The sequence below is a fragment of the Oligella sp. HMSC09E12 genome (assembly GCF_001808505.1).
Lineage (GTDB): Bacteria > Pseudomonadota > Gammaproteobacteria > Burkholderiales > Burkholderiaceae_B > Oligella > Oligella urethralis.
This window is the reverse complement of record NZ_KV793585.1, coordinates 1-20,504: the sequence shown is the minus strand read 5'-3', so window position 1 is coordinate 20,504 and position 20,504 is coordinate 1. Positions and strand designations below refer to the sequence as shown.

Annotated in this window: 15 protein-coding genes and 1 tRNA gene; 11 read left to right on the top strand and 5 right to left on the bottom strand. The window is 46.4% G+C overall.

Annotation, left to right across the window (positions count from 1 at the left end; genetic code table 11):
• Nucleotides 1-49: 49 nt before the first annotated feature.
• Nucleotides 50-895, bottom strand: a complete 846-nt coding sequence (locus tag HMPREF3179_RS06765) for a GntR family transcriptional regulator (protein WP_018025789.1) — start codon at nt 893-895, stop codon at nt 50-52.
• Between the two features lie 179 nt (nt 896-1,074).
• Between HMPREF3179_RS06765 and HMPREF3179_RS06760 the strand changes: the two genes are divergently transcribed.
• From HMPREF3179_RS06760 to prpC, 3 genes are all read left to right on the top strand, one after another.
• A complete protein-coding gene (locus HMPREF3179_RS06760) occupies nt 1,075-2,064 on the top strand; it encodes a malate dehydrogenase (protein ID WP_070470261.1) in 990 nt (329 codons plus the stop codon).
• A gap of 112 nt (nt 2,065-2,176) precedes the next feature.
• The gene (gene prpB, locus HMPREF3179_RS06755; protein WP_070470258.1) at nt 2,177-3,058 is read left to right on the top strand and encodes a methylisocitrate lyase; all 882 of its coding nucleotides are present in this window, start codon (nt 2,177-2,179) and stop codon (nt 3,056-3,058) included.
• A 26-nt stretch (nt 3,059-3,084) separates the two neighbouring features.
• Nucleotides 3,085-4,245 carry a bifunctional 2-methylcitrate synthase/citrate synthase gene (gene prpC / locus HMPREF3179_RS06750; protein ID WP_018025786.1) on the top strand — a complete coding sequence of 387 codons (1,161 nt, stop codon included), beginning with the start codon at nt 3,085-3,087 and terminating at the stop codon, nt 4,243-4,245.
• An 89-nt stretch (nt 4,246-4,334) separates the two neighbouring features.
• Here prpC and argG read toward each other — a convergent pair whose 3' ends face one another.
• Together argG and HMPREF3179_RS06740 are read right to left on the bottom strand one after the other, a co-directional pair.
• Entirely contained in the window at nt 4,335-5,690 is a 1,356-nt protein-coding gene (gene argG / locus HMPREF3179_RS06745; protein WP_070470254.1) for an argininosuccinate synthase, read from the bottom strand.
• Nucleotides 5,691-5,794: 104 nt separating this feature from the next.
• Nucleotides 5,795-6,742, bottom strand: a complete 948-nt coding sequence (locus tag HMPREF3179_RS06740; protein ID WP_070470251.1) for a hypothetical protein — start codon at nt 6,740-6,742, stop codon at nt 5,795-5,797.
• Nucleotides 6,743-6,928: 186 nt separating this feature from the next.
• On the opposite strand from HMPREF3179_RS06740, the gene acnB reads away from it, so the two are divergent.
• The 6 genes from acnB (at nt 6,929) to HMPREF3179_RS06710 (ending at nt 16,383) form a co-directional block, all read left to right on the top strand.
• On the top strand, nt 6,929-9,520 hold the full coding sequence (gene acnB / locus HMPREF3179_RS06735; RefSeq protein WP_070470247.1) for a bifunctional aconitate hydratase 2/2-methylisocitrate dehydratase: 2,592 nt from the start codon (nt 6,929-6,931) through the stop codon (nt 9,518-9,520).
• Nucleotides 9,521-9,753: 233 nt separating this feature from the next.
• Nucleotides 9,754-10,965: an aminotransferase-like domain-containing protein gene (locus tag HMPREF3179_RS06730; protein WP_070470241.1), complete on the top strand. Its 1,212-nt coding sequence runs from the start codon at nt 9,754-9,756 to the stop codon at nt 10,963-10,965.
• A gap of 75 nt (nt 10,966-11,040) precedes the next feature.
• Nucleotides 11,041-13,755 (top strand): aconitate hydratase AcnA, encoded by a 2,715-nt coding sequence (gene acnA, locus HMPREF3179_RS06725; protein ID WP_070470236.1) that lies wholly within the window; start codon nt 11,041-11,043, stop codon nt 13,753-13,755.
• 73 nt (nt 13,756-13,828) lie between these two features.
• Nucleotides 13,829-14,926, top strand: a complete 1,098-nt coding sequence (earP, locus tag HMPREF3179_RS06720) for an elongation factor P maturation arginine rhamnosyltransferase EarP (protein WP_070470272.1) — start codon at nt 13,829-13,831, stop codon at nt 14,924-14,926.
• A gap of 108 nt (nt 14,927-15,034) precedes the next feature.
• Nucleotides 15,035-15,589, top strand: a complete 555-nt coding sequence (gene efp, locus HMPREF3179_RS06715; protein WP_048768918.1) for an elongation factor P — start codon at nt 15,035-15,037, stop codon at nt 15,587-15,589.
• Nucleotides 15,590-15,609: 20 nt separating this feature from the next.
• Nucleotides 15,610-16,383, top strand: a complete 774-nt coding sequence (locus HMPREF3179_RS06710; protein WP_070470231.1) for a tellurite resistance TerB family protein — start codon at nt 15,610-15,612, stop codon at nt 16,381-16,383.
• 108 nt (nt 16,384-16,491) lie between these two features.
• Here the strand turns inward: HMPREF3179_RS06710 and HMPREF3179_RS06705 are convergent, their stop codons facing one another.
• Both HMPREF3179_RS06705 and mmsB read right to left on the bottom strand, forming a co-directional pair.
• The gene (locus HMPREF3179_RS06705) at nt 16,492-17,634 is read right to left on the bottom strand and encodes an acyl-CoA dehydrogenase family protein (RefSeq protein WP_018025777.1); all 1,143 of its coding nucleotides are present in this window, start codon (nt 17,632-17,634) and stop codon (nt 16,492-16,494) included.
• A gap of 9 nt (nt 17,635-17,643) precedes the next feature.
• Nucleotides 17,644-18,543, bottom strand: a complete 900-nt coding sequence (gene mmsB, locus HMPREF3179_RS06700; RefSeq protein ID WP_070470228.1) for a 3-hydroxyisobutyrate dehydrogenase — start codon at nt 18,541-18,543, stop codon at nt 17,644-17,646.
• 257 nt (nt 18,544-18,800) lie between these two features.
• On the opposite strand from mmsB, the gene HMPREF3179_RS06695 reads away from it, so the two are divergent.
• Both HMPREF3179_RS06695 and HMPREF3179_RS06690 read left to right on the top strand, forming a co-directional pair.
• Nucleotides 18,801-20,066 carry an aspartate kinase gene (locus HMPREF3179_RS06695; RefSeq protein ID WP_070470225.1) on the top strand — a complete coding sequence of 422 codons (1,266 nt, stop codon included), beginning with the start codon at nt 18,801-18,803 and terminating at the stop codon, nt 20,064-20,066.
• Between the two features lie 66 nt (nt 20,067-20,132).
• A tRNA-Ser gene (locus HMPREF3179_RS06690) sits at nt 20,133-20,226 on the top strand.
• Nucleotides 20,227-20,504: the final 278 nt, after the last annotated feature.

Sequence of the window (20,504 nt, the reverse complement as noted above, 5' to 3'; positions counted from 1 at the left end):
AAATCGTTGAACCATGACAAATGGTATTAGTTAATAAAAATCTGTCCTACTAGTTTAAACTATTTCTGTAAAAGTAATCCTTAGTTAGATACATTCCTTTACGAATTTCTATCGGTTTGTCGCCATAAGTATAAGCGATCCGATTAATCGCTAACAGTGGATAGCCTTCTGGTACCTGGAGTAACTCAGAGACTTTGTCATTGGCAGCAACCGCATAAAGTTGCTCTTCGGCACGAATCATACTCACCCCAAACTCTGACTCAAAGAGTCCATATAAGGGCAAGCGCTTTTGTAAGGTGGCTAGATTAAGCGCTCTAAAACTATCCGCTGGCAAAATAATCTGCTCAAACACCACCGGCTTATCATCAAAGCGCATCACCCGGTCAATTTCAACCACTTCACTACCGGGCGGCAGTTCCAGCAAATCCAATTCAAGCTGATCTGCTTTACGAAAATCACAGGCCAAAAAATCGCTCACCGGCTTTTCTTTTTTCTCTTGACCATGACGACTTGCTAAGCGTAAAAAACGATAACGCACCTCATCCTCATGATGCGTCGCAACGAACGTCCCCTTGCCCTGGCGACGGATTAAGACACTCTCAGCAGATAATTCGTCAATGGCCTTACGGACCGTGCCCTGGCTAACTTGATACAGTGAGGCCAATTCAAGCTCACTCGGAATACTCTCGCCAGGCTTCCACTCCCCTGCTTTCAAGCTCTCTAAAATTAATTCCTTAATTTGCTTATACAGTGGAGAAAAAGCAGCACGTTGCCTAGCCGTAGCGACCGCCTTAGCGGTGCGGGATGACAGGGTCCGCGGACCACGTGGAGCAGCGACCCTCAAACTCTTACGCGAAGGGGGCTTACTGGTAAGATTAGACTGTAATTTACTCATAACTTTAAGAAAGATTTGTTGCCATATTATCGCATTAGTGACAAAGAAAGTCCATTCATCTATCTTATATAAGACATAAGACATAAGTCTACATTGACTCAAGCTAATTATTGATCTAAGCTTAACAAGATTTTTAAACGTTTCATTACATTTTCACATGTAATGCTGGAGTTACTACTATGTCAAAACCTGCTGTACGTGTTGCGGTCACAGGCGCCGCCGGCCAAATCGGCTATGCTCTTTTATTCCGTATTGCCTCGGGTGAAATGCTAGGTAAGGACCAACCGATTATCCTTCAATTGCTTGAAATTCCCGATGAAAAAGCTCAAAACGCACTCAAAGGCGTGATGATGGAACTAGATGACTGCGCATTCCCGTTATTAGAGGGTATGACTGCTCACAGCGATCCTAAAGAGGCTTTTAAAGATGCACAAATTGCCTTATTAGTAGGTTCTCGCCCGCGCGGCCCAGGCATGGAGCGTGCTGATTTATTACAGATTAATGCCAAGATCTTTATTGAACAAGGTAAAGCACTTAACGAGGTCGCTGATCGTAATGTTAAGGTATTAGTCGTGGGCAACCCTGCCAATACAAATGCCTATATTGCAATGAAGTCTGCACCTGATTTACCGGCCAAAAACTTCACTGCGATGCTACGCCTAGACCATAACCGTGCCTTAACTCAACTAGCGCAAAAATCTGCTAAAGCCGTTAAAGATATCCGTGATTTCGCTGTTTGGGGTAACCACTCTCCAACCATGTACCCTGACTACCGTTTTGCTACAGTTAATGGTGAGAGCTTAAAGGATCTCATTAACGACGAAGAATGGAATAAAAACGAGTTTATTCCTAAGGTTGGTAAGCGCGGTGCGGCAATTATTGAGGCTCGTGGCCTATCTTCAGCCGCCTCTGCCGCTAACGCCGCCATCGATCACATCCGTGACTGGGTCTTAGGCTCTAACGGTCAATGGGTAACCATGGGTGTACCATCTGACGGTTCTTACGGTATCCCTGAGGGCATTATGTACGGTGTGCCGGTCATCTGTGAAAACGGCGAGTACAAACGCGTTGAGGGTCTAGAAATTGACGAGACTTCACGTGCCTACATGGACAAGACACTTAACGAGCTTCTCGAAGAACGTGATGGTGTGGCTGATCTATTAAAATAATCGCAGTAGATTGTTTTAAATCAATTTAAGCAGCCTTGTTCTGCTTAGTCCCTTTAAAAGCCATCCGTTCTTAATAGCACGGGTGGCTATTATTTTAGATAGAGTAAAGGATATGAGTCAAAAATCTGCAGGTGCAGCTTTTCGTCAAGCCTTAGCTGAAGAAAAGCCATTACAAATTATCGGTGCCATTAACGCTAATCACGCTCTCTTAGCTAAGCGCGCTGGTTTTAAGGCAATCTACTTATCCGGTGGCGGTGTTGCGGCCGGTTCTTTAGGTTTACCTGATTTAGGTATTAACACCTTAGACGATGTTTTAACGGATATTCGTCGTATTACCGATGTGTGCGATACCCCCTTACTGGTTGACATTGATACCGGCTTCGGCCCATCCGCTTTTAATATCGCCCGCACCATTAAAAGCTTAATTAAATTCGGTGCTGCGGCTTGTCATATTGAGGACCAAGCCGGCGCGAAGCGTTGTGGTCACCGCCCCAATAAGGAAATCGTTTCTACGGAGGAGATGATCGACCGTGTTAAAGCTGCGGTTGACGCTAAAACCGATCCTGACTTCTATATCATTGCGCGCACCGATGCCATTCAAAGTTTTGGCGTGGAAGCTGCGCTTGAACGTGCTCAAAAATGTGCTGAGGCAGGCGCCGATGCGATTTTCGTTGAAGCTGCGCATGATTTAGAAACCTACAAATTCTTCACCGACAATTTACAAGTACCGGTGTTAGCAAATATCACTGAGTTCGGCGCAACCCCATTATTTACCGTAGAGGAGTTAGCAAGCGTAGACGTAGGCATGGTTCTCTATCCGCTATCTGCTTTCCGCGCCATGAATAAAGCGGCTCAAACAGTATATGAATCCATTCGTAAAGACGGCCATCAGAAAAACGTGGTTGATATGATGCAAACTCGGATGGAGCTTTACGAGAGCATTGGTTACTTTGCCTTTGAAGAATATTTAGATAATCTTTACGCAAAAAAATAATTTTTTAAAAATCATAGGAGGACTTCATGAGTCAAACAGATCAAAGCACAGACAACAAACCTAAGGGCAAAAAGTCAGTTGCTCTTTCTGGTGTTGCAGCGGGCAATACCGCACTTTGTACCGTAGGCCTTTCTGGTAATGACTTACATTACCGTGGCTATGATATTTTAGACATGGCTGGTGCGTGTGAATTTGAAGAGGTTGCTCACTTATTGATTCACGGCAAATTGCCTAATGTTGCTGAGCTTGCCGCTTATAAAGCAAAGCTAAAAAGACTGCGCGGTTTACCTTTAGCAGTCAAAGAGGTGTTAGAAAGCTTACCAGCAGCCAGCCACCCGATGGATGTGATGCGCACTGCGGTTTCTGTGTTAGGCTGCGCCTTACCTGAAAAAGACGATCACAATGCCGCTGACGCACGTGATATTGCCGATCGTTTGATTGCTTGCTTAGGCTCTGCCCTACTTTACTGGTACCACTTCAGCAATAACGGCGTGGTTATTGATGTCGAGTCTGATGAAGACAGCATTGCCGGTCACTTCTTAGAGTTGTTGCACGGTGAAACCCCACCCGAAGAGTGGGTTCGCGCTATGCATATTTCCTTAAACCTCTACGCCGAGCACGAGTTTAACGCATCAACCTTTACCAGCCGCGTGATTGCGGGTACGGGTTCAGATATGTACTCTTGTATTTCTGGCGCTATCGGTGCCTTACGTGGTCCTAAGCACGGCGGTGCAAACGAAGTGGCCTTTGAAGTGCAAAAACGCTACGACAATCCAGATGATGCTGAAGCCGACATCCGTAAACGTCTAGAAAACAAGGAAGTGATCATCGGTTTTGGTCACCCTGTTTACACTGTTTCAGACCCTCGTAACCAAGTCATCAAAGCGGTTGCTAAAGAGCTTTCTGAAAGCGCTAACAATACCAAGATGTATGAAATCGCTGAGCGCCTTGAAACCGTGATGTGGGATGCCAAGAAAATGTTCCCTAACTTAGACTGGTTCTCAGCTGTATCATATCACATGATGGGCGTGCCTACAGCGATGTTTACACCGCTCTTCGTGATTGCACGTACCGCAGGTTGGGCTGCGCACATTCTTGAGCAACGAGTTGATAACAAGATTATCCGTCCTACTGCAAACTACGTTGGCCCGGAAAATCAAAGCTTCGTCAAGCTTGAGGATCGCTAATTAGCGAATAATTAGATCGATTAGCTCATAGAGCAAGAAAGGCGCCCCACTCGGAGGCGCCTTTGCTATATCAACTACGCATGGCAGACTTACTTCTCGTCCTTAGTTGAACCCTCTAATTGGGGTACTACCGAGTCCTTGCCTGCAACTAATAAACCAGATTTGGTGTAAATACCAAGCTTATTGCGTGTATCAATGATATCCAAATTACGCATCGTTAACTGACCAATACGATCGAGCGGAGTAAAGGCTGCATCCTCAACCTTTTCCATACTTAAGCGATCGGCTTCGTAAGTCAAGTTAGGCGATTCCGTATTTAAGAAAATATAGTTATTACCACGGTGCAACTCTAGGGTCACCTCACCCGTAATCGCTCTAGCCACCCAACGTTGTGCCGTTTCTCTCAGCATCAGGGCTTGCGAATCGAACCAACGTCCTTGATACAATAAACGACCTAAACGTAAGCCATTAATGCGGTATTGCTCAATCGTGTCTTCATTATGAATACCAGTCACTAAACGCTCATAGGCAATATGCAATAAGGCCATGCCCGGATCCTCATAAATACCGCGCGACTTCGCCTCAATGATACGGTTTTCGATCTGATCGGTCATACCCAAACCGTGACGACCACCAATTTTGTTCGCTTCTAAGAAAAGCGCAACGGGATCGTACTCCTGACCATTAAGCGCTACCGGTACACCCTCTTCAAAACGAACACGTACCACCTCAGGCTTAATCTCGACTGACTCATCCCAAAAAGCCACGCCCATAATTGGTTTGACGATTTTCAAACTGCTATCCAAGAACTCTAAGTCCTTGGCCTCATGCGTGGCACCAAGCATATTAGAGTCGGTACTGTAAGCCTTTTCAACCGACATTTTGTAATCAAAGCCATTTTCAATCAAAAACTCAGACATTTCCTGACGACCACCCAGCTCATCAATAAACTGTTGGTCTAACCAAGGCTTGTAAATTTTAAGCTTAGGATTAGTAATAAGACCGTAGCGGTAAAAACGCTCAATGTCATTGCCCTTATACGTGGAACCGTCACCCCAAATATTGACCTCATCCTCTTGCATCGCAGACACGAGCATCGTACCAGTCACGGCACGACCAATAGGGGTGGTATTAAAATAAGGCATACCGCCTGTGGTTACATGAAAAGCACCACTTTGAATCGCTGCAATGCCCTCATAGGCTAGTTGCAGACGGCAATCTACTAAACGCGCTTCAATTGCACCATACTTTTTGGCTTGGCGTGGAATCACCTCATAATCGTCCTCATCCGGCTGACCGAGATTAGCCGTATATGCGTAAGGCTGTGCGCCTTTTAATTTCATCCACAATAAAGCAGCAGACGTATCTAAACCACCTGAAAAAGCAATCCCGACTTTCTGACCGACAGGTAGCGATTGCAAGATGGTCGCATTTGAATTTGACATAAAGTAGACCCTTTGAAGAAATACACGTTTAAAAACAAAGCTTAATTTTAACCGATTTGCCACGACATAAGCGAATAATGGCCTAAGCTAAGTCGTATTATTTGCTAGTTACTAATACGTAGATTTAAATCACTCACCACCTTTTTAATTAAACCGCTCACTGCCTTTGGTCCAGCTCGACTCATTAACATATACATCGGCAGATACTCTGCTATCACAAAAGGTTTAGCAGGCGTCATTGAAATATGTAGTTGATTTTTCTGCGCCAGAAAATAATCACGTAGCGCTTGGCAGGCTGCACCCAACTGCTGAATAGCAAACTCATCCAACGCTCCAACACAGGCTTGATAGTGCTTTTCCACCTCCCCACGATGTGAAGAATCATGGGCTAACATGCGCTGATTCAAACCATCGTCCTTAAGATCGAGGCGGAGATAATGCAACTTGGTGGTCATGGTGCTCAATAAAATCAACTCCGGATCGATGGTTGCGACATCTAAGGCAAGTAGTTGCTCTAGCAAAGGGCCAATCCCCTCTGTTTTAAAATCGAACTGACTATCCAGCACCGCCTTTTGCTTGAGCGCCAAATTTCCCGTCAAACTACCATTTGTTTTTTCCATATCATAGCTGAGTCGCAGCTGAATATCGTCTAGCTGTTGATAGCCATAGCGCTGCAAGCCCTTAGTCGCGTTTAACTTTTGCGATAACAACAAATGCACCCCATCCTCGTCGGTGATACCTTTATAAGTCACATCAACGGCGACACGATTAGCTGACACCTGATAGTCATCAAAATCCATTTCTTTAATCAAATACGTCTTCTTTTGAGCGCCCTTGCCACGACTAAAGACCACACCATAAATGGTGGCATCAGCCAACGACTCACCCTGGATACGCTGCCAGCTAAAACTGTCTTGTATACCCATCGAGCTTAAATAGTCGCGCAACTCCTGCTCAACCTTGGCTGAAGCAGATGCCGTGGTACTGATGGTCAAAGCGGCTAAGCCGAAGAACACGGCTTTAGCCCCAGCGAATACGATATTTTTAAACATATTGAACCTTTAAGTCTGTCAGCTGAATCGTGATCAAATCACTCACATCATATAGTGTATAGTGTGAGCATAAAGTCACTAAAAATAAAGATAAGTACCTAGGTCTTATATAAGACATAAGACTTATGATATACTCAGTAAATAATCAAGTAAAATCAACATTCTAAACTAAAAAGGTGTAATCAAATGTTAGAAGCATATCGTAAGCATGTTGAAGAGCGTGCGGCTTTAGGCATACCTCCTTTAGCCCTTTCTGCCCAACAAACCGCCGATTTAATCGAGTTAATTAAAAACCCACCGGCCGGTGAGGAGCAGTTTTTGGTTGATCTACTGACACACCGTGTACCAGCGGGTGTTGATGACGCCGCCAAAGTCAAGGCTTCTTACCTAGCAGCCCTTGCTTTTGGCGAAGAAAAAACCCCTTTAATTAGCCCTGAAAAAGCCACTGAGCTTTTAGGTACCATGTTAGGTGGTTTCAATATCGCGCCGTTAGTTAAGCTATTGGATAATGAGCAATTAGCGCCAATCGCTGCCAATGCACTTAAAAACACCTTATTAATGTTCGACGCTTTCCACGATGTACGTGAAAAGGCCGAAGCTGGCAATCAATTTGCCAAAGAGGTATTACAAAGCTGGGCTGATGCTGAGTGGTTTACCAGTCGTCCTGCCGTACCTGAGAGCTTAAAAATCACCGTCTTTAAGGTACCCGGTGAGACCAACACAGACGATTTATCCCCTGCTCCTGATGCAACGACCCGTCCAGATATTCCACTACACGCCTTGGCAATGCTTAAAAACAAGCGCCCTGACGCTTCTTTCGAGCCCGAGGAAGACGGTAAGCGTGGTCCAGTTCAGTTTATTGAGAACCTCAAGGAAAAAGGCAATCTCGTTGCTTATGTAGGTGACGTTGTTGGTACCGGTTCATCTCGTAAATCAGCGACCAACTCAGTCCTATGGTTTACTGGTGAGGACATTCCTTTTGTACCTAACAAACGCTTCGGCGGCGTCTGTCTTGGCGGCAAAATCGCTCCTATTTTCTATAACACCATGGAGGATGCCGGTGCCCTACCTATCGAATTAGACGTTTCTAAGATGGAAATGGGTGATGAGATCGAATTGCGCCCATACGAGGGTAAAGCACTTAAAAACGGCGAGGTAATCGCAGAGTTTAAGGTTAAATCCGATGTCTTATTTGACGAGGTACAGGCCGGCGGTCGTATTCCTTTAATTATTGGTCGTGGTCTTACTGCTAAAGCACGTGAGGCTTTAGGCTTAGCGCCTTCGACTGTGTTCCGCTTACCTGAACAACCGGCTGATACTGGCAAGGGCTTTACCTTAGCGCAAAAGATGGTTGGTCGCGCCTGCGGCTTGCCTGAGGGTCAAGGTATTCGTCCTGGCACCTACTGTGAACCACGCATGACCTCTGTTGGTAGCCAAGACACCACCGGTCCAATGACACGTGATGAGCTTAAAGACTTAGCATGTTTAGGTTTCTCTGCCGATTTAGTGATGCAGTCATTCTGTCATACTGCGGCTTATCCTAAGCCAGTCGACGTTAAAACTCACCACGAACTACCTGATTTCATCAGTACCCGTGGCGGTATTTCCTTACGTCCAGGTGATGGTGTGATCCACTCTTGGTTAAACCGTATGTTATTGCCTGATACAGTTGGTACGGGTGGTGACTCACACACACGTTTCCCAATCGGCATCAGTTTCCCTGCGGGTTCCGGCTTAGTGGCTTTTGCGGCCGCTACCGGTGTAATGCCTTTAGATATGCCTGAGTCGGTACTCGTGCGCTTCAAGGGTAAAATGCAGCCCGGCGTGACCCTACGCGACCTAGTGAATGCCATCCCATACTACGCCATCAAAGAGGGTTTACTTACGGTGGCTAAACAGGGTAAGAAAAACATCTTCTCCGGCCGTATTTTAGAGATTGAGGGTCTACCTGATCTTAAGGTTGAGCAGGCCTTCGAATTAAGTGATGCCTCCGCTGAGCGTTCTGCCGCAGGTTGTACAGTACGTTTAAATAAAGAGCCTATCATTGAGTACTTGAAATCTAACATCACCTTATTGAAGTGGATGATCGCTAATGGTTACGAGGATGAGCGCTCATTAGCTCGCCGTATTCGTGCGATGGAGGAGTGGTTACAGAATCCTCAATTGCTAGAGCCAGATGCGGATGCTGAGTACGCTGCCGTGATTGAGATTGACCTCGCTGAAATTCACGAGCCGCTAGTGGCCTGCCCTAACGACCCTGATGATGTTAAAACCTTATCCGATGTGGCGGGTGAGAAAATCGATGAAGTCTTTATCGGTAGCTGCATGACAAATATCGGCCACTTCCGTGCCGCTTCTAAACTACTTGAGAATAAGCGTGACATTCCTGTTCGCTTATGGGTTGCGCCGCCAACCAAGATGGATCAGAAGCAGTTAACTGAAGAGGGTCACTACGGCACCTTCGGTGTGGCGGGTGCACGCATCGAGATGCCAGGTTGCTCACTATGTATGGGTAACCAAGCGCAGGTGCGAGAAGGTGCAACTGTTATGTCGACCAGTACGCGTAACTTCCCTAACCGTCTTGGTAAAAACACCAACGTCTACCTCGGCTCAGCGGAGCTTGCAGCAATCTGCTCACGCCTAGGTAAGATCCCAACGCGCGAAGAGTACCTAGAAAATATCGGTATCATCGATGAAAATAGCGATAAGATCTACCGCTACATGAACTTTAACGAAATCCAAGATTTCCAAGAGGTTGCCGATAGCGTAGAGCTCTAATTAGCCTGAAATTAGTTAATTAGCATTAAGGGGTTTGGTCGCACGTACTAAACCCCTTTTTTAATGCGCTTACACACCCCCAATCCCAGGATGGATAGACTGGATGCAATCAGTCCATCGTTAAAATCGTCATCACCATAAGCGCATTTAATTAACAGCAGACTGACGCTAAAAGCGGTATCATTAATTATCGATTATTTTAAATAACTAATTTTTACGAGACGAGTGACTCAATGACAACAACTTCAAATTTTAAGGTAGAGGATAAGTTCTCACAACGCGCTAAAAATCTGACCGGCTCTGTTATTCGCGAGATTTTAAAGGTCACAGAGCGTCCAGATGTGATCTCCTTTGCCGGCGGTTTACCCTCGCCTAAAGGCTTTCCAAAAAAAGAACTACTTGATGCCTTTACTAAGGTTCTCACCGATAATCCCGAGTCCGCTTTACAGTACGGTCCGACCGAGGGCTATCGTCCATTACGTGAGTGGATTGCTCAAGACTTTGCTAAACGTGGTGTCAAGGTAGCGACTGAGGAGGTGCTAATTGTTTCTGGCTCACAGCAAGCCTTGGATTTAATCGGCAAATTATTTATTGATGATGATGCTAAAATTTTAGTTGAATCACCCTCTTATTTAGGCGCTTTACAGTCCTTTTCCGTACAAAACCCGCGCTATGGCACAGTCGCCACCGATGAGTACGGCATCATCGCAGAGGATATTACCCCTGAAAAAGCTGCTGATGCACGCTTTATTTATGTGCTGCCCAACTTCCAAAATCCAACCGGTATCACCATGACCTTGGAGCGTCGGCAGGCATTGGTTGAGACATGTGCTAAATACGGCTTACCAATTATTGAGGACGATCCCTACGGTGAGTTGCGCTTTGAAGGTGAGCATCAACCCTCACTACTCGACTTAGGGCGTCAGGCGGGTGCGACCGTGATCCGCATGGGATCCTTTTCCAAAGTGCTCGCACCCGGCTTGCGTATTGGCTTTGTGGTTGCCCCTGTTGAAGTGATTAATAAACTGGTACAGTTAAAGCAGGCCACCGATTTACACACGCAGACGGTCTCACAAATGGCAATTTACGAAGCGGTTAAGGATGGTTTTTTGTATCAGCATCTACCGACCGTGCGTGAACTGTATCGCAAACAATGTGGTTATATGTTAGATGCACTAAGCGAGCACTTTCCTGAAAACTGTACATGGACTAAGCCCACCGGCGGGATGTTTATCTGGGTCAGCCTGCCTGAACAGATTGATACCACAGCCATGTTGCCGCAAGTGGTTGAGCAGTGTAAAGTCGCCTATGTGCCGGGGATGCCATTTTATATTGATCATGATAAAGCCCCTAAAAATAATCTGCGTTTAAGCTTTGTAACCGTTTCAGAGGATAAAATCAGAGACGGTATTAGCAAATTAGGCAGCTTTATCAAGAGTTTGTAATATTCCTAAGCTCAATGTCTTAGGCTCTTTTGCAAACTCTGACGATTGTATTCATAGAAACAAAGGAGTTAGGACATGGTATATAGCAACACCCTAAAACGCCTTGAGCTTCAACAGGCACAAGGCGCCTATTATTCTTTGCCCGAACTAGGCAAGTTACTGGGTGCGGAGGTCAATCGACTACCCCACTCCATCCGTATCGTGCTTGAATCGGTGCTGCGCAATCATGACGGTAAGCGCATCACCGACGCACATGTTAAGCAATTGGCTCATTGGCAGCCGCAGGCTAAACGGCTTGATGAAATCCCCTTTGTAGTGGCCCGCGTCGTACTCCAGGATTTCACAGGTGTGCCACTCTTAGCCGACATTGCCGCCATGCGTGGCGTTGCTCAAAAAAACGGGCATTCCCCTAAGCTTATCGAACCCATGGTACCCGTAGACCTCGTGGTCGACCATTCGGTGATGATTGATTACTTTGGCACCAAGGATGCGCTTGATCTCAATATGAAAGTTGAGTTCGAGCGTAACCGTGAACGGTATGAGTTTATGAAATGGGGGATGCAGGCCTTTGATACCTTTGGCGTGGTGCCGCCGGGCTTTGGGATTGTGCACCAAGTGAATCTTGAGTACCTCGCCCGCGGTGTTTATAAGGACCAAAACGATGTCTACTACCCCGATAGTTTAGTGGGTACTGATAGCCATACCACCATGATTAACGGCATCGGCGTGGTTGCTTGGGGTGTTGGTGGCATTGAGGCGGAAGCGGCAATGCTGGGTCAACCAGTGTATATCCTGACGCCGGATGTGATTGGGGTGGAGCTAAGGGGTGAGCTTAACCCCGGCGTCACTGCAACCGATCTAGTCCTGACCGTGACAAATATGCTGCGCGCTCATAATGTGGTGGGTAAATTCGTTGAGTTTTGTGGTGAGGGCACCGCCAGCTTAAGCGTACCTGACCGGGCCACCATTGCCAATATGGCGCCGGAATATGGTGCAACCATGGGCTTTTTCCCAGTCGACGAAAAAACCATTGATTACTTCAAAGGCACTGGACGTACTGAGGCAGAGGTCGATGCCCTTAGAGCCTACTTCGCTGCACAAGAAATGTTCGGGATCCCGGCAGCAGCTGATATTGACTACACCACGCTGTTAACGCTTGACCTCAGCACCATTGTACCTTCTGTGGCTGGCCCTAAGCGCCCTCAGGATTTAATTAAGCTGACTGAGCTTAAGTCTACCTTTCACCATCTATTTTCAATGCCAGCGGCTAAAGGCGGTTTTAATAAAGAGTCCGCGACGCTCACTCAGCCCTACCCGCTAGCGGGCGAGACTGGTGCAACTATTAAAAATGGCGATATCCTGATTGCCGCCATCACCTCTTGTACCAACACTTCCAACCCGAGCGTTTTGATTGCGGCAGGCTTAGTGGCCAAAAAAGCAGTTGAACTGGGTCTACGAGTTAACCCAAGAATTAAAACCTCACTGGCACCTGGTTCTCGTGTGGTGACACGCTATTTAAGCGAAACCGGTTTACTCAGCTATTTAGAGCAACTCGGTTTTGATGTCGCTGCCTATGGTTGTACTACCTGTATTGGTAACGCCGGCGACTTAAGCGTTGAACTAAATCAGGCCATCACTGAACATGAACTGATCTGTTCTGCCATACTATCGGGTAACCGTAATTTTGAAGCACGTATCCACCCTAATATCAAGGCTAACTTCCTCGCCTCACCACCATTAGTGGTAGCCTATGCCTTAGCTGGTACCATTCGTTGTGATCTTTACCATGAGCCTATCGGCATTGGAACTAATGGCCCAGTCTACTTAAAAGATATTTGGCCAAGCAATGAAGAGGTGCAAAGCTTAGTCAGTTATGCCATGAACCCTGAAGCTTATCGTGAAAACTATGCCCAGGTTAAAAGTCATCCGGGCAAGCTATGGGATAACATCAAGGGGGTGAGCGGTGATGTGTATAACTGGCCTGAATCCACCTATATTGCCGAGCCACCCTTTTTCGATAACTTCTCCATGACGCCAGCGCCCATGCCGAGCATCAAAGGAGCGCGAGCTTTAGGTATCTTCGGTGATTCAGTGACAACCGATCATATTTCACCTGCGGGCGCTATTGCCGAGTCCTCACCAGCAGGTCTCTGGCTTAAGGAACATCACGTCCAAAAGCCCGACTTTAACAGTTACGGCTCACGCCGCGGTAACCATGAAATTATGATGCGTGGCACCTTTGCTAACGTCCGCATCAAAAACTTGATGATTCCGCCGCTAGCTAACGGTACGCTTTATGAGGGTGGGGATACCATTCATAAACCAAGTGGCGCACAAATGCCTATTTATAACGCCGCCATGCGCTACCTATCGGATGGGGTGCCTACGGTGATCTTCGGCGGCAAGGAATATGGTACGGGCTCCTCCCGTGACTGGGCTGCCAAGGGTACCTACCTACTCGGTGTTAAGGCCGTGATAACCCGCAGCTATGAGCGTATTCACCGTAGCAACCTCGTGGGTATGGGCGTATTACCACTACAATTCCAAGGCGAAGACTCTGTTGAGAGTCTAGGCATCAACGGTAATGAACGCTATGATATTAGCGGCTTGGAAAATGGCATTAAACCACAGCAGGAGGTCACTCTAACGATTCACCGTGAGGACGGTAGCTCGCAGGATGTGAACTTACTCCTTCGAATTGATACGCCAATCGAGGTAGAGTACTACGAGCATGGCGGTATTTTGCCATATGTACTACGCAATTTATTGGCTCAAGCCAATAGCGCTTAACGCTGCATAGTAGTTAATCATAGGACCTCGATCTCAGGATAGTTCGAGGCCCTACACCTTGTTCTTGAAGATTGTGAATTTAAAAACTAGCACCATTGATATTTTTTGTCGTGTGATTGATAACTTCGGTGATATCGGCGTTTGTTGGCGTTTAGCTCAAAGTTTTCCGACAAGCTATCAGATCCGACTATGGGTTGATGATTTAAAGAGTTTTAATAAAATCGAACCGGAGCTTAACCCTAAACTCTCGCAACAATTCCTGAAAACGATAGAAATTAGACATTGGCATCCACACATTGATTGCTGGCAAGCGGCCGATCTAGTGATTGAAGCCTTTGCCTGTGATTTACCCACCAGCTACCAAGAGGCGATGAAAGGCAAGACCCGTTGCTGGTTAAATCTGGAGTATTTAAGTGCGGAACCTTGGGTTGAAGGCTACCACCTACAACCCTCAATCCAGCCCAATGGGGTACCTAAATACTTTTTTTTTCCGGGCTTTAGCGAAAAAACTGGCGGTCTTTTACGCTTACAGCAAGGTCTTAAGGACAGCGCTGCCGCTTTTTTAAACACGCTGCTATCCCCTGCTGGCGCTGCCTACTATGAAGAAAAAAAACCACTGCTAATTAATCTCTTTTGCTACCCGCATGCACCGCTGGAAGCGCTCCTAAGGGCACTAACTAATACACCGGAGGTGATGATCATTGTTGCAGAGTCGGTGGCGCCGCAATTGGAGACATTAGCTAAGCGCTTAAATTCCCAAGCCCATATTGAGCGAATTGATTTTATCGTGCAGCGTGATTATGAACAGCTGCTACAAGTGGCGGATATCAACTTCATCCGCGGTGAAGACAGCTTTGTACAAGCTCATTGGGCTGCAAAACCGATGCTGTGGCATATTTATCCACAAGCTGAAGCTCATCATATGGTGAAACTGGAGGCTTGGTTGGACACGATACAGGCGCCGGAATGGCTGCGACAATTACATCGTTTGTGGAATCAAAACGTAGCACAAGAAGCACTTATCCAGCAATTGCAAGGCCATGCCTTTGATAACTCAGCGCGACTTGTTTGGCAAGACTTTCAAGCAGCCCTAAGTAAGCGTTTGAGCGTATTACCCGACTTGTCACAGCAAATTTTGAATTTTTATGAAGACTGCGCTAAAAAAAGCTAAAATATAGGGTGAACTTTATAACCATCTATACACTAGGTGTGATTTGTGGCGGCACGCATACTGCCGTGATTAGCTCACACTTAGCTATCCAATCGGAGATTTTTTACAATGAAAAACGCACAGGATTTGCGCGTCGGTAACGTTGCCATGGTTGACGGCCAACCACTCGTCGTACAAAAAACAGAATATAACAAATCAGGCCGTAACGCTGCCGTTGTTAAGTTCAGATTCAAAAACCTCTTAACAGGTTCAGCCAGTGAGGCGGTTTACAAAGCAGATGAAAAGTTTGAAGTAGTCATGCTGGATAAGAAGGAATGTACTTATTCTTATTATGCTGACCCGATGTACGTCTTTATGGACGAAGAGTACAATCAATACGAAGTTGAGCAAGAGAGCATGGGTGATGCCATTCAGGTACTTGAAGAAGGCATGGAAGTTGAAGTGATTTTCTACGAAGAGCGCCCTATTTCTGTTGAGCTACCAACCACCATTGTTCGTGAGATCGTCTACACCGAGCCTGCGGTCAAGGGTGATACCTCCGGTAAAGTGATGAAGCCTGCGCGCATCAACGATCAGTTTGAGATTTCGGTACCTGCTTTCTGCAATATCGGCGACAAAATCGAAATCGACACACGCACTTGGGAATACCGCAGCCGCGTGTAATTAACCTATAGGATTCTTCCATGAGCCTTATTAATATTCTTCAAAACATTGTCGGTGATATCAGCAGCAACCCTTCTGGCAAGCAGCGTTCAAGCAGTCAGGGTGCTTTAGGTGGTATCGCCGATAGTATTCTCGGTCAGCTTAAGGACGGCATTGGTCGTAGTGATAAAGCGAGCACTGGTCGTGCTGATGATACTGGTCTTTTTTCTAAAAACGATCAAATCACACTCGGTGCAGGAGCCTTAGCTGTTTTGCTCGGTCGTCGAAACAACAGCAATATGTCAAAACTCGGCGGTTTAGCGGCCTTAGGCACCGTGGCATTTCGTGCCTATCAGCGTTGGCAACAACAGCAACAAGGTGCGCTTAAAGTAGCAGATGCTGGACCTTGGTTTGCTAATACCCCCGAAGGTCAGGATATTACTGAACTTGACCAACAAACACAGGATCAAAGCAGCCGCGCCTTAATTGCTGCCATTATCCTAGCTGCCCGTGCGGACGGTCAGATTGACCCAGCCGAGCAGGAGCTGATTGAACAACAGACTCAGGGTGTCAGTACAGCCGACGAAAAGGCCTGGATTAGCAGTTTACTCAACGGAGCTGTGGATCCTAAGGAAGTAGCTCAGTACGTTGACTCCCCGGCCATTGCCAGTCAGGTATATGCCTTAAGCCTTGCGGTGATTAATGAGCCTAATTTTATGGAACGTAGTTACTTAGACGAATTAGCTCGTCAATTAAGTATCACGGAGGATCTAAAGGCTGAGCTTGAGCGTGAGTTAAAACAGCAGACGGCCTAATGCCATCAGTACTGAGTGTGTGTTTTGTTTGATACATACCCGCATTAGCCAAAAAATAACCCCCAAAAATGGGGGTTATTTTTTGGCTCAATCACATACAATCGCTAGCTAAGCACCAAGGCCACGCGCAATAATCAGGCGCTGAATCTCACTCGTGCCCTCATAGATCTGCGTGATACGCGCATCACGGTAGTATTTTTGAACTAAATAATCAGATAAATAGCCATAACCACCATGAATCTGTATCGCTTCGCTACATACCTTTTCTGCGATTTCTGAAGCGTAAAGCTTGGCCTGCGAAGCCTCCGATAAACAAGGTAGATTTTGCGACTTCATGCTGGCCGCATGCAAGGTTAATAGACGTGCTGCATTAACCATGGTCGCCATATTTGCCAATTTATCGGCAATGCTTGGGTGCTGCGTCAAGGGTTTACCAAATTGCTCGCGCTCATTGGCGTATTGGACTGCGGCATCTAAAGCGGCGCGCGCAATCCCTACAGCTTGCGCTGCAATACCGATGCGACCATTTTCCAAATTCGATAGCGCAATCGCAAGCCCTCTACCCTCTTCGCCTAAGATCATATCAGCCGATAATTCACAATTATCCAAGCTCACAGCGCAGGTATCAGAGGCCTTGATGCCGAGTTTATCCTCAACTCGCGTTACCTGATAGCCAGGATTGTCCGTCGGCACAATAAAGGCACTAATGCCGCGCTTACCCTGAGACGGGTCAGTCACGGCAAAAACATTAGCCACACCGGCACGCTTACCATTCGTCACAAACTGCTTGCTACCGTTTAAGACCCATTTATCACCCACCCGCTCGGCACGGGTTTTAAGATTATGCGCTTCAGATCCCGCCTGTGGCTCGGTTAGGCAAAAAGCACCAATAATCTCACCAGTGCACATACGCGGTAACCATTCACGCTTTTGCTCCTCACTGCCGCTATTTAAAATGGTGCCACAACCGACCGAGCTGTGTACACTCATCATCGTCGCCATGGCCGCATCGGCAGCAGCAATCTCCTCTATCACCAAGGCATAAGCAATGTAATCACTGTAGGTGCCGCCGTACTCTTCGGGTACAACCATGCCTAAAAAGCCTAACTCACCCATTTGCTGAATAACATCATCACCTAACCAATGCGCCTCTTCCCACGCTAGTGCCTTAGGCGCAATTTCATTTTGAGCAAAATCGCGCGCCATATCGCGCATCATGATATGGTCTTCGCTTAACGTTGTATTAAACATTATCCACCCTTATTTACTCTGAATATGCTTTATGATTGAAGAAAAATCGCTGCGACCATTACCCGCTTCGCTCGATTCCTTATACAGGGTATGCGCTAAACTACCCATCGGCACGGCACTCTCACTTTGAGCAGCCGCCTCTAAGGCCAAACCCATATCTTTTAGCATCAGATCCGTAAAAAAGCCACCCTGATAATCACGACCTGCCGGTGCTGTTTCAATCACACCCGGCCATGGATTATTCACTTCAGAACTCCAGCAGCGTCCTGAAGAAGTATTAATAATACCGGCCAAGATCTTTGGATCCATCCCGAGCTTAACACCCAAGTTCATGGCTTCAGCCACACCAATCATACTAATGCCAAGAAGCATATTATTGGCTACTTTAGCCACCTGACCATTGCCATGCTCGCCGCAATAAACAATATTTTTACCCATAGCTTCTAAAATTGGCTTTGCCTTGGCAAAACCCGCTTCGCTACCACCGACCATAAAGGTTAAAGTGGCATTTTGAGCTCCAACGGTACCGCCAGAAACTGGCGCATCAAGCATAATCACACCCTTGGCCTCAGCCACCTCGGCTACTTCACGTGCACTACCCGGATCAATAGTGGAGGAGTCGATTAATATCGTACCTGGCTTACTCGCCGCAATAATACCGCTAGCCCCATCGTCACCAAGATAAACTGACTTAACATGCGCAGCCGCCGGTAACATGGTGACAATCACATCCTGCCCTGCTTCAGCTAAGGCCACGGGTGAGTTGGCAACGGAAATCTGTGCCTTTTCCTGTAAGTGCGCAATCGCCTCTGCAGATAAATCAAAGACAGTGAGCTCGTGACCTGCTTTCGCAAGATTTAAGGCCATAGGACCGCCCATATTACCAAGGCCGATAAAACCGATACGCATCATAGTCTCCCAAATAATCGCTTTTATTGTTTAATAATGAATAACTTTACCCTCTAAACATACTCCTATCATTGTTAAATAATCGTCATTTTGATGACTTTTAAGGGTTTACCCGTGGAAAAATATTGCGCTTCAACCTAGCCTGAGTCCACCGACATAGGATATGTTTTTTATTGACTTTTAAACAAAAATCCCTTAGAAGTACTGACTTTTAAGGTAATATTAACTGTTTCTTCAACCTTTTTTATTATTAAAAAATGTCCCTAATCGTACAAAAATTCGGCGGTACTTCGATGGGCTCCATCGAACGCATTCAAAATGTGGCTAAACGCGTTGCCAAGTGGCATAGAGCCGGACACCAAGTGGTCGTGGTGCCCTCCGCCATGGCTGGTGAGACTAATCGTCTTTTAGGTTTAGCGGCCGAGCTGTCCGATATGCCTGATCCGCGTGAGTTGGATATGTTGGCCGCTACCGGTGAGCAGGCTAGTAGTGCGCTGTTAGCACTGGCATTACAAGCTCAAGGCGTAGATGCCCGCAGCTACACTGGCTGGCAAGTACCGGTTAAAACTGACAGTGCATACACTAAAGCACGTATCAAGGAGATTGACGGTCAGCGTGTTCTCAATGACTTAAATGCCGGCAAGGTCGTGATCGTCACGGGCTTCCAAGGCATTGACCCAGAAGGCCATATTACGACCCTCGGTCGTGGTGGTTCAGACACATCTGCCGTTGCGATTGCGGCTGCCATCAAAGCCGACCAATGCCTAATTTTTACCGATGTAGATGGCGTTTACACCACGGACCCACGGGTAGTACCAGAAGCGCGTCGTATGAATGTGATTTCTTTTGAAGAAATGCTGGAGATGGCCTCTTTAGGTTCAAAAGTCTTACAAATTCGCGCCGTAGAGTTTGCCGGTAAGTATAAAGTACCGCTACGCGTTTTATCATCATTAACTGATCCTGAAATCCCCGTTGAAGAGGAAATTGTTTCAGGCACCCTAATTACTATTGAGGAAGATCCAAGTATGGAAGCTGCTGTTGTTTCTGGTATTGCCTTTAGTCGCGACGAGGCTAAAATCACTATCTTAGGGGTGCCTGATCGTCCAGGTATCGCCTCCGGTATTCTCAGCCCAATTGCTGATGCAAATATCGACGTCGATATGATTATTCAAAACCAATCAGTTGACGGCACCACCGACTTCTCCTTTACCGTTAATCGCAGTGGCTTTAAACAAGCGATTAAGGTGATTAACGAGGTGGTATTAAAAAATGTCAATGCGCGTGAAGTCATCACCGATGATAAGGTATGTAAAGTATCCATTGTTGGTATCGGTATGCATTCACACGCCGGTGTAGCCAGTAAAATGTTTAGCACCCTAGCAGAAGAAGGGGTTAATATCCAAATGATCAGCACCAGTGAAATTAAAACCTCTGTGCTGATTGAGGATAAATATATGGAACTGGCCGTGCGTGCTTTACATAAAGTCTTCGGTTTAGACCAAGAAACAACAGACGAAGAATAATTTTCAAGCTAAACCAGCAAAATACTGGCAAAACTGAAAATTAAACTATATAATTATAAATTCTTTGGGAACGTGACCGAGAGGCTGAAGGTACTTCCCTGCTAAGGAAGCATACGGGCTTAAACCTGTATCGAGGGTTCGAATCCCTCCGTTCCCGCCAAAGATGAAACGCTAGAGTTATTAAGAGACTCTAGTAGCGATAGAAAACCCCGATAACTTATTGTTATATCGGGGTTTTTTTGTTTCTCTAGGTCTTATGTGTTGACTTAATGAGACTAAGGTTTCAATTTTGATGATGGTAAATATGATGGTACATTTGATTTAACTTCAACTAAGACAGCTTTTTACCATCATGCTACTTACTGACGAAATAATTAAATCCTCTCTTCCGAAAGAGAAAAGCTACTCTCTATGTCAGGATAGTTGTAACCCTCTAAA

What these genes read in the sequence shown, in the direction of transcription:
- HMPREF3179_RS06765 (WP_018025789.1), bottom strand. Translation starts at nt 895, where the DNA reads ATGAGTAAATTACAGTCTAATCTTACCAGTAAGCCCCCTTCGCGTAAG.
- HMPREF3179_RS06760 (WP_070470261.1), top strand. Translation starts at nt 1,075, where the DNA reads ATGTCAAAACCTGCTGTACGTGTTGCGGTCACAGGCGCCGCCGGCCAA.
- prpB (WP_070470258.1), top strand. Translation starts at nt 2,177, where the DNA reads ATGAGTCAAAAATCTGCAGGTGCAGCTTTTCGTCAAGCCTTAGCTGAA.
- prpC (WP_018025786.1), top strand. Translation starts at nt 3,085, where the DNA reads ATGAGTCAAACAGATCAAAGCACAGACAACAAACCTAAGGGCAAAAAG.
- argG (WP_070470254.1), bottom strand. Translation starts at nt 5,690, where the DNA reads ATGTCAAATTCAAATGCGACCATCTTGCAATCGCTACCTGTCGGTCAG.
- HMPREF3179_RS06740 (WP_070470251.1), bottom strand. Translation starts at nt 6,742, where the DNA reads ATGTTTAAAAATATCGTATTCGCTGGGGCTAAAGCCGTGTTCTTCGGC.
- acnB (WP_070470247.1), top strand. Translation starts at nt 6,929, where the DNA reads ATGTTAGAAGCATATCGTAAGCATGTTGAAGAGCGTGCGGCTTTAGGC.
- HMPREF3179_RS06730 (WP_070470241.1), top strand. Translation starts at nt 9,754, where the DNA reads ATGACAACAACTTCAAATTTTAAGGTAGAGGATAAGTTCTCACAACGC.
- acnA (WP_070470236.1), top strand. Translation starts at nt 11,041, where the DNA reads ATGGTATATAGCAACACCCTAAAACGCCTTGAGCTTCAACAGGCACAA.
- efp (WP_048768918.1), top strand. Translation starts at nt 15,035, where the DNA reads ATGAAAAACGCACAGGATTTGCGCGTCGGTAACGTTGCCATGGTTGAC.
- HMPREF3179_RS06710 (WP_070470231.1), top strand. Translation starts at nt 15,610, where the DNA reads ATGAGCCTTATTAATATTCTTCAAAACATTGTCGGTGATATCAGCAGC.
- HMPREF3179_RS06705 (WP_018025777.1), bottom strand. Translation starts at nt 17,634, where the DNA reads ATGTTTAATACAACGTTAAGCGAAGACCATATCATGATGCGCGATATG.
- mmsB (WP_070470228.1), bottom strand. Translation starts at nt 18,543, where the DNA reads ATGCGTATCGGTTTTATCGGCCTTGGTAATATGGGCGGTCCTATGGCC.
- HMPREF3179_RS06695 (WP_070470225.1), top strand. Translation starts at nt 18,801, where the DNA reads ATGTCCCTAATCGTACAAAAATTCGGCGGTACTTCGATGGGCTCCATC.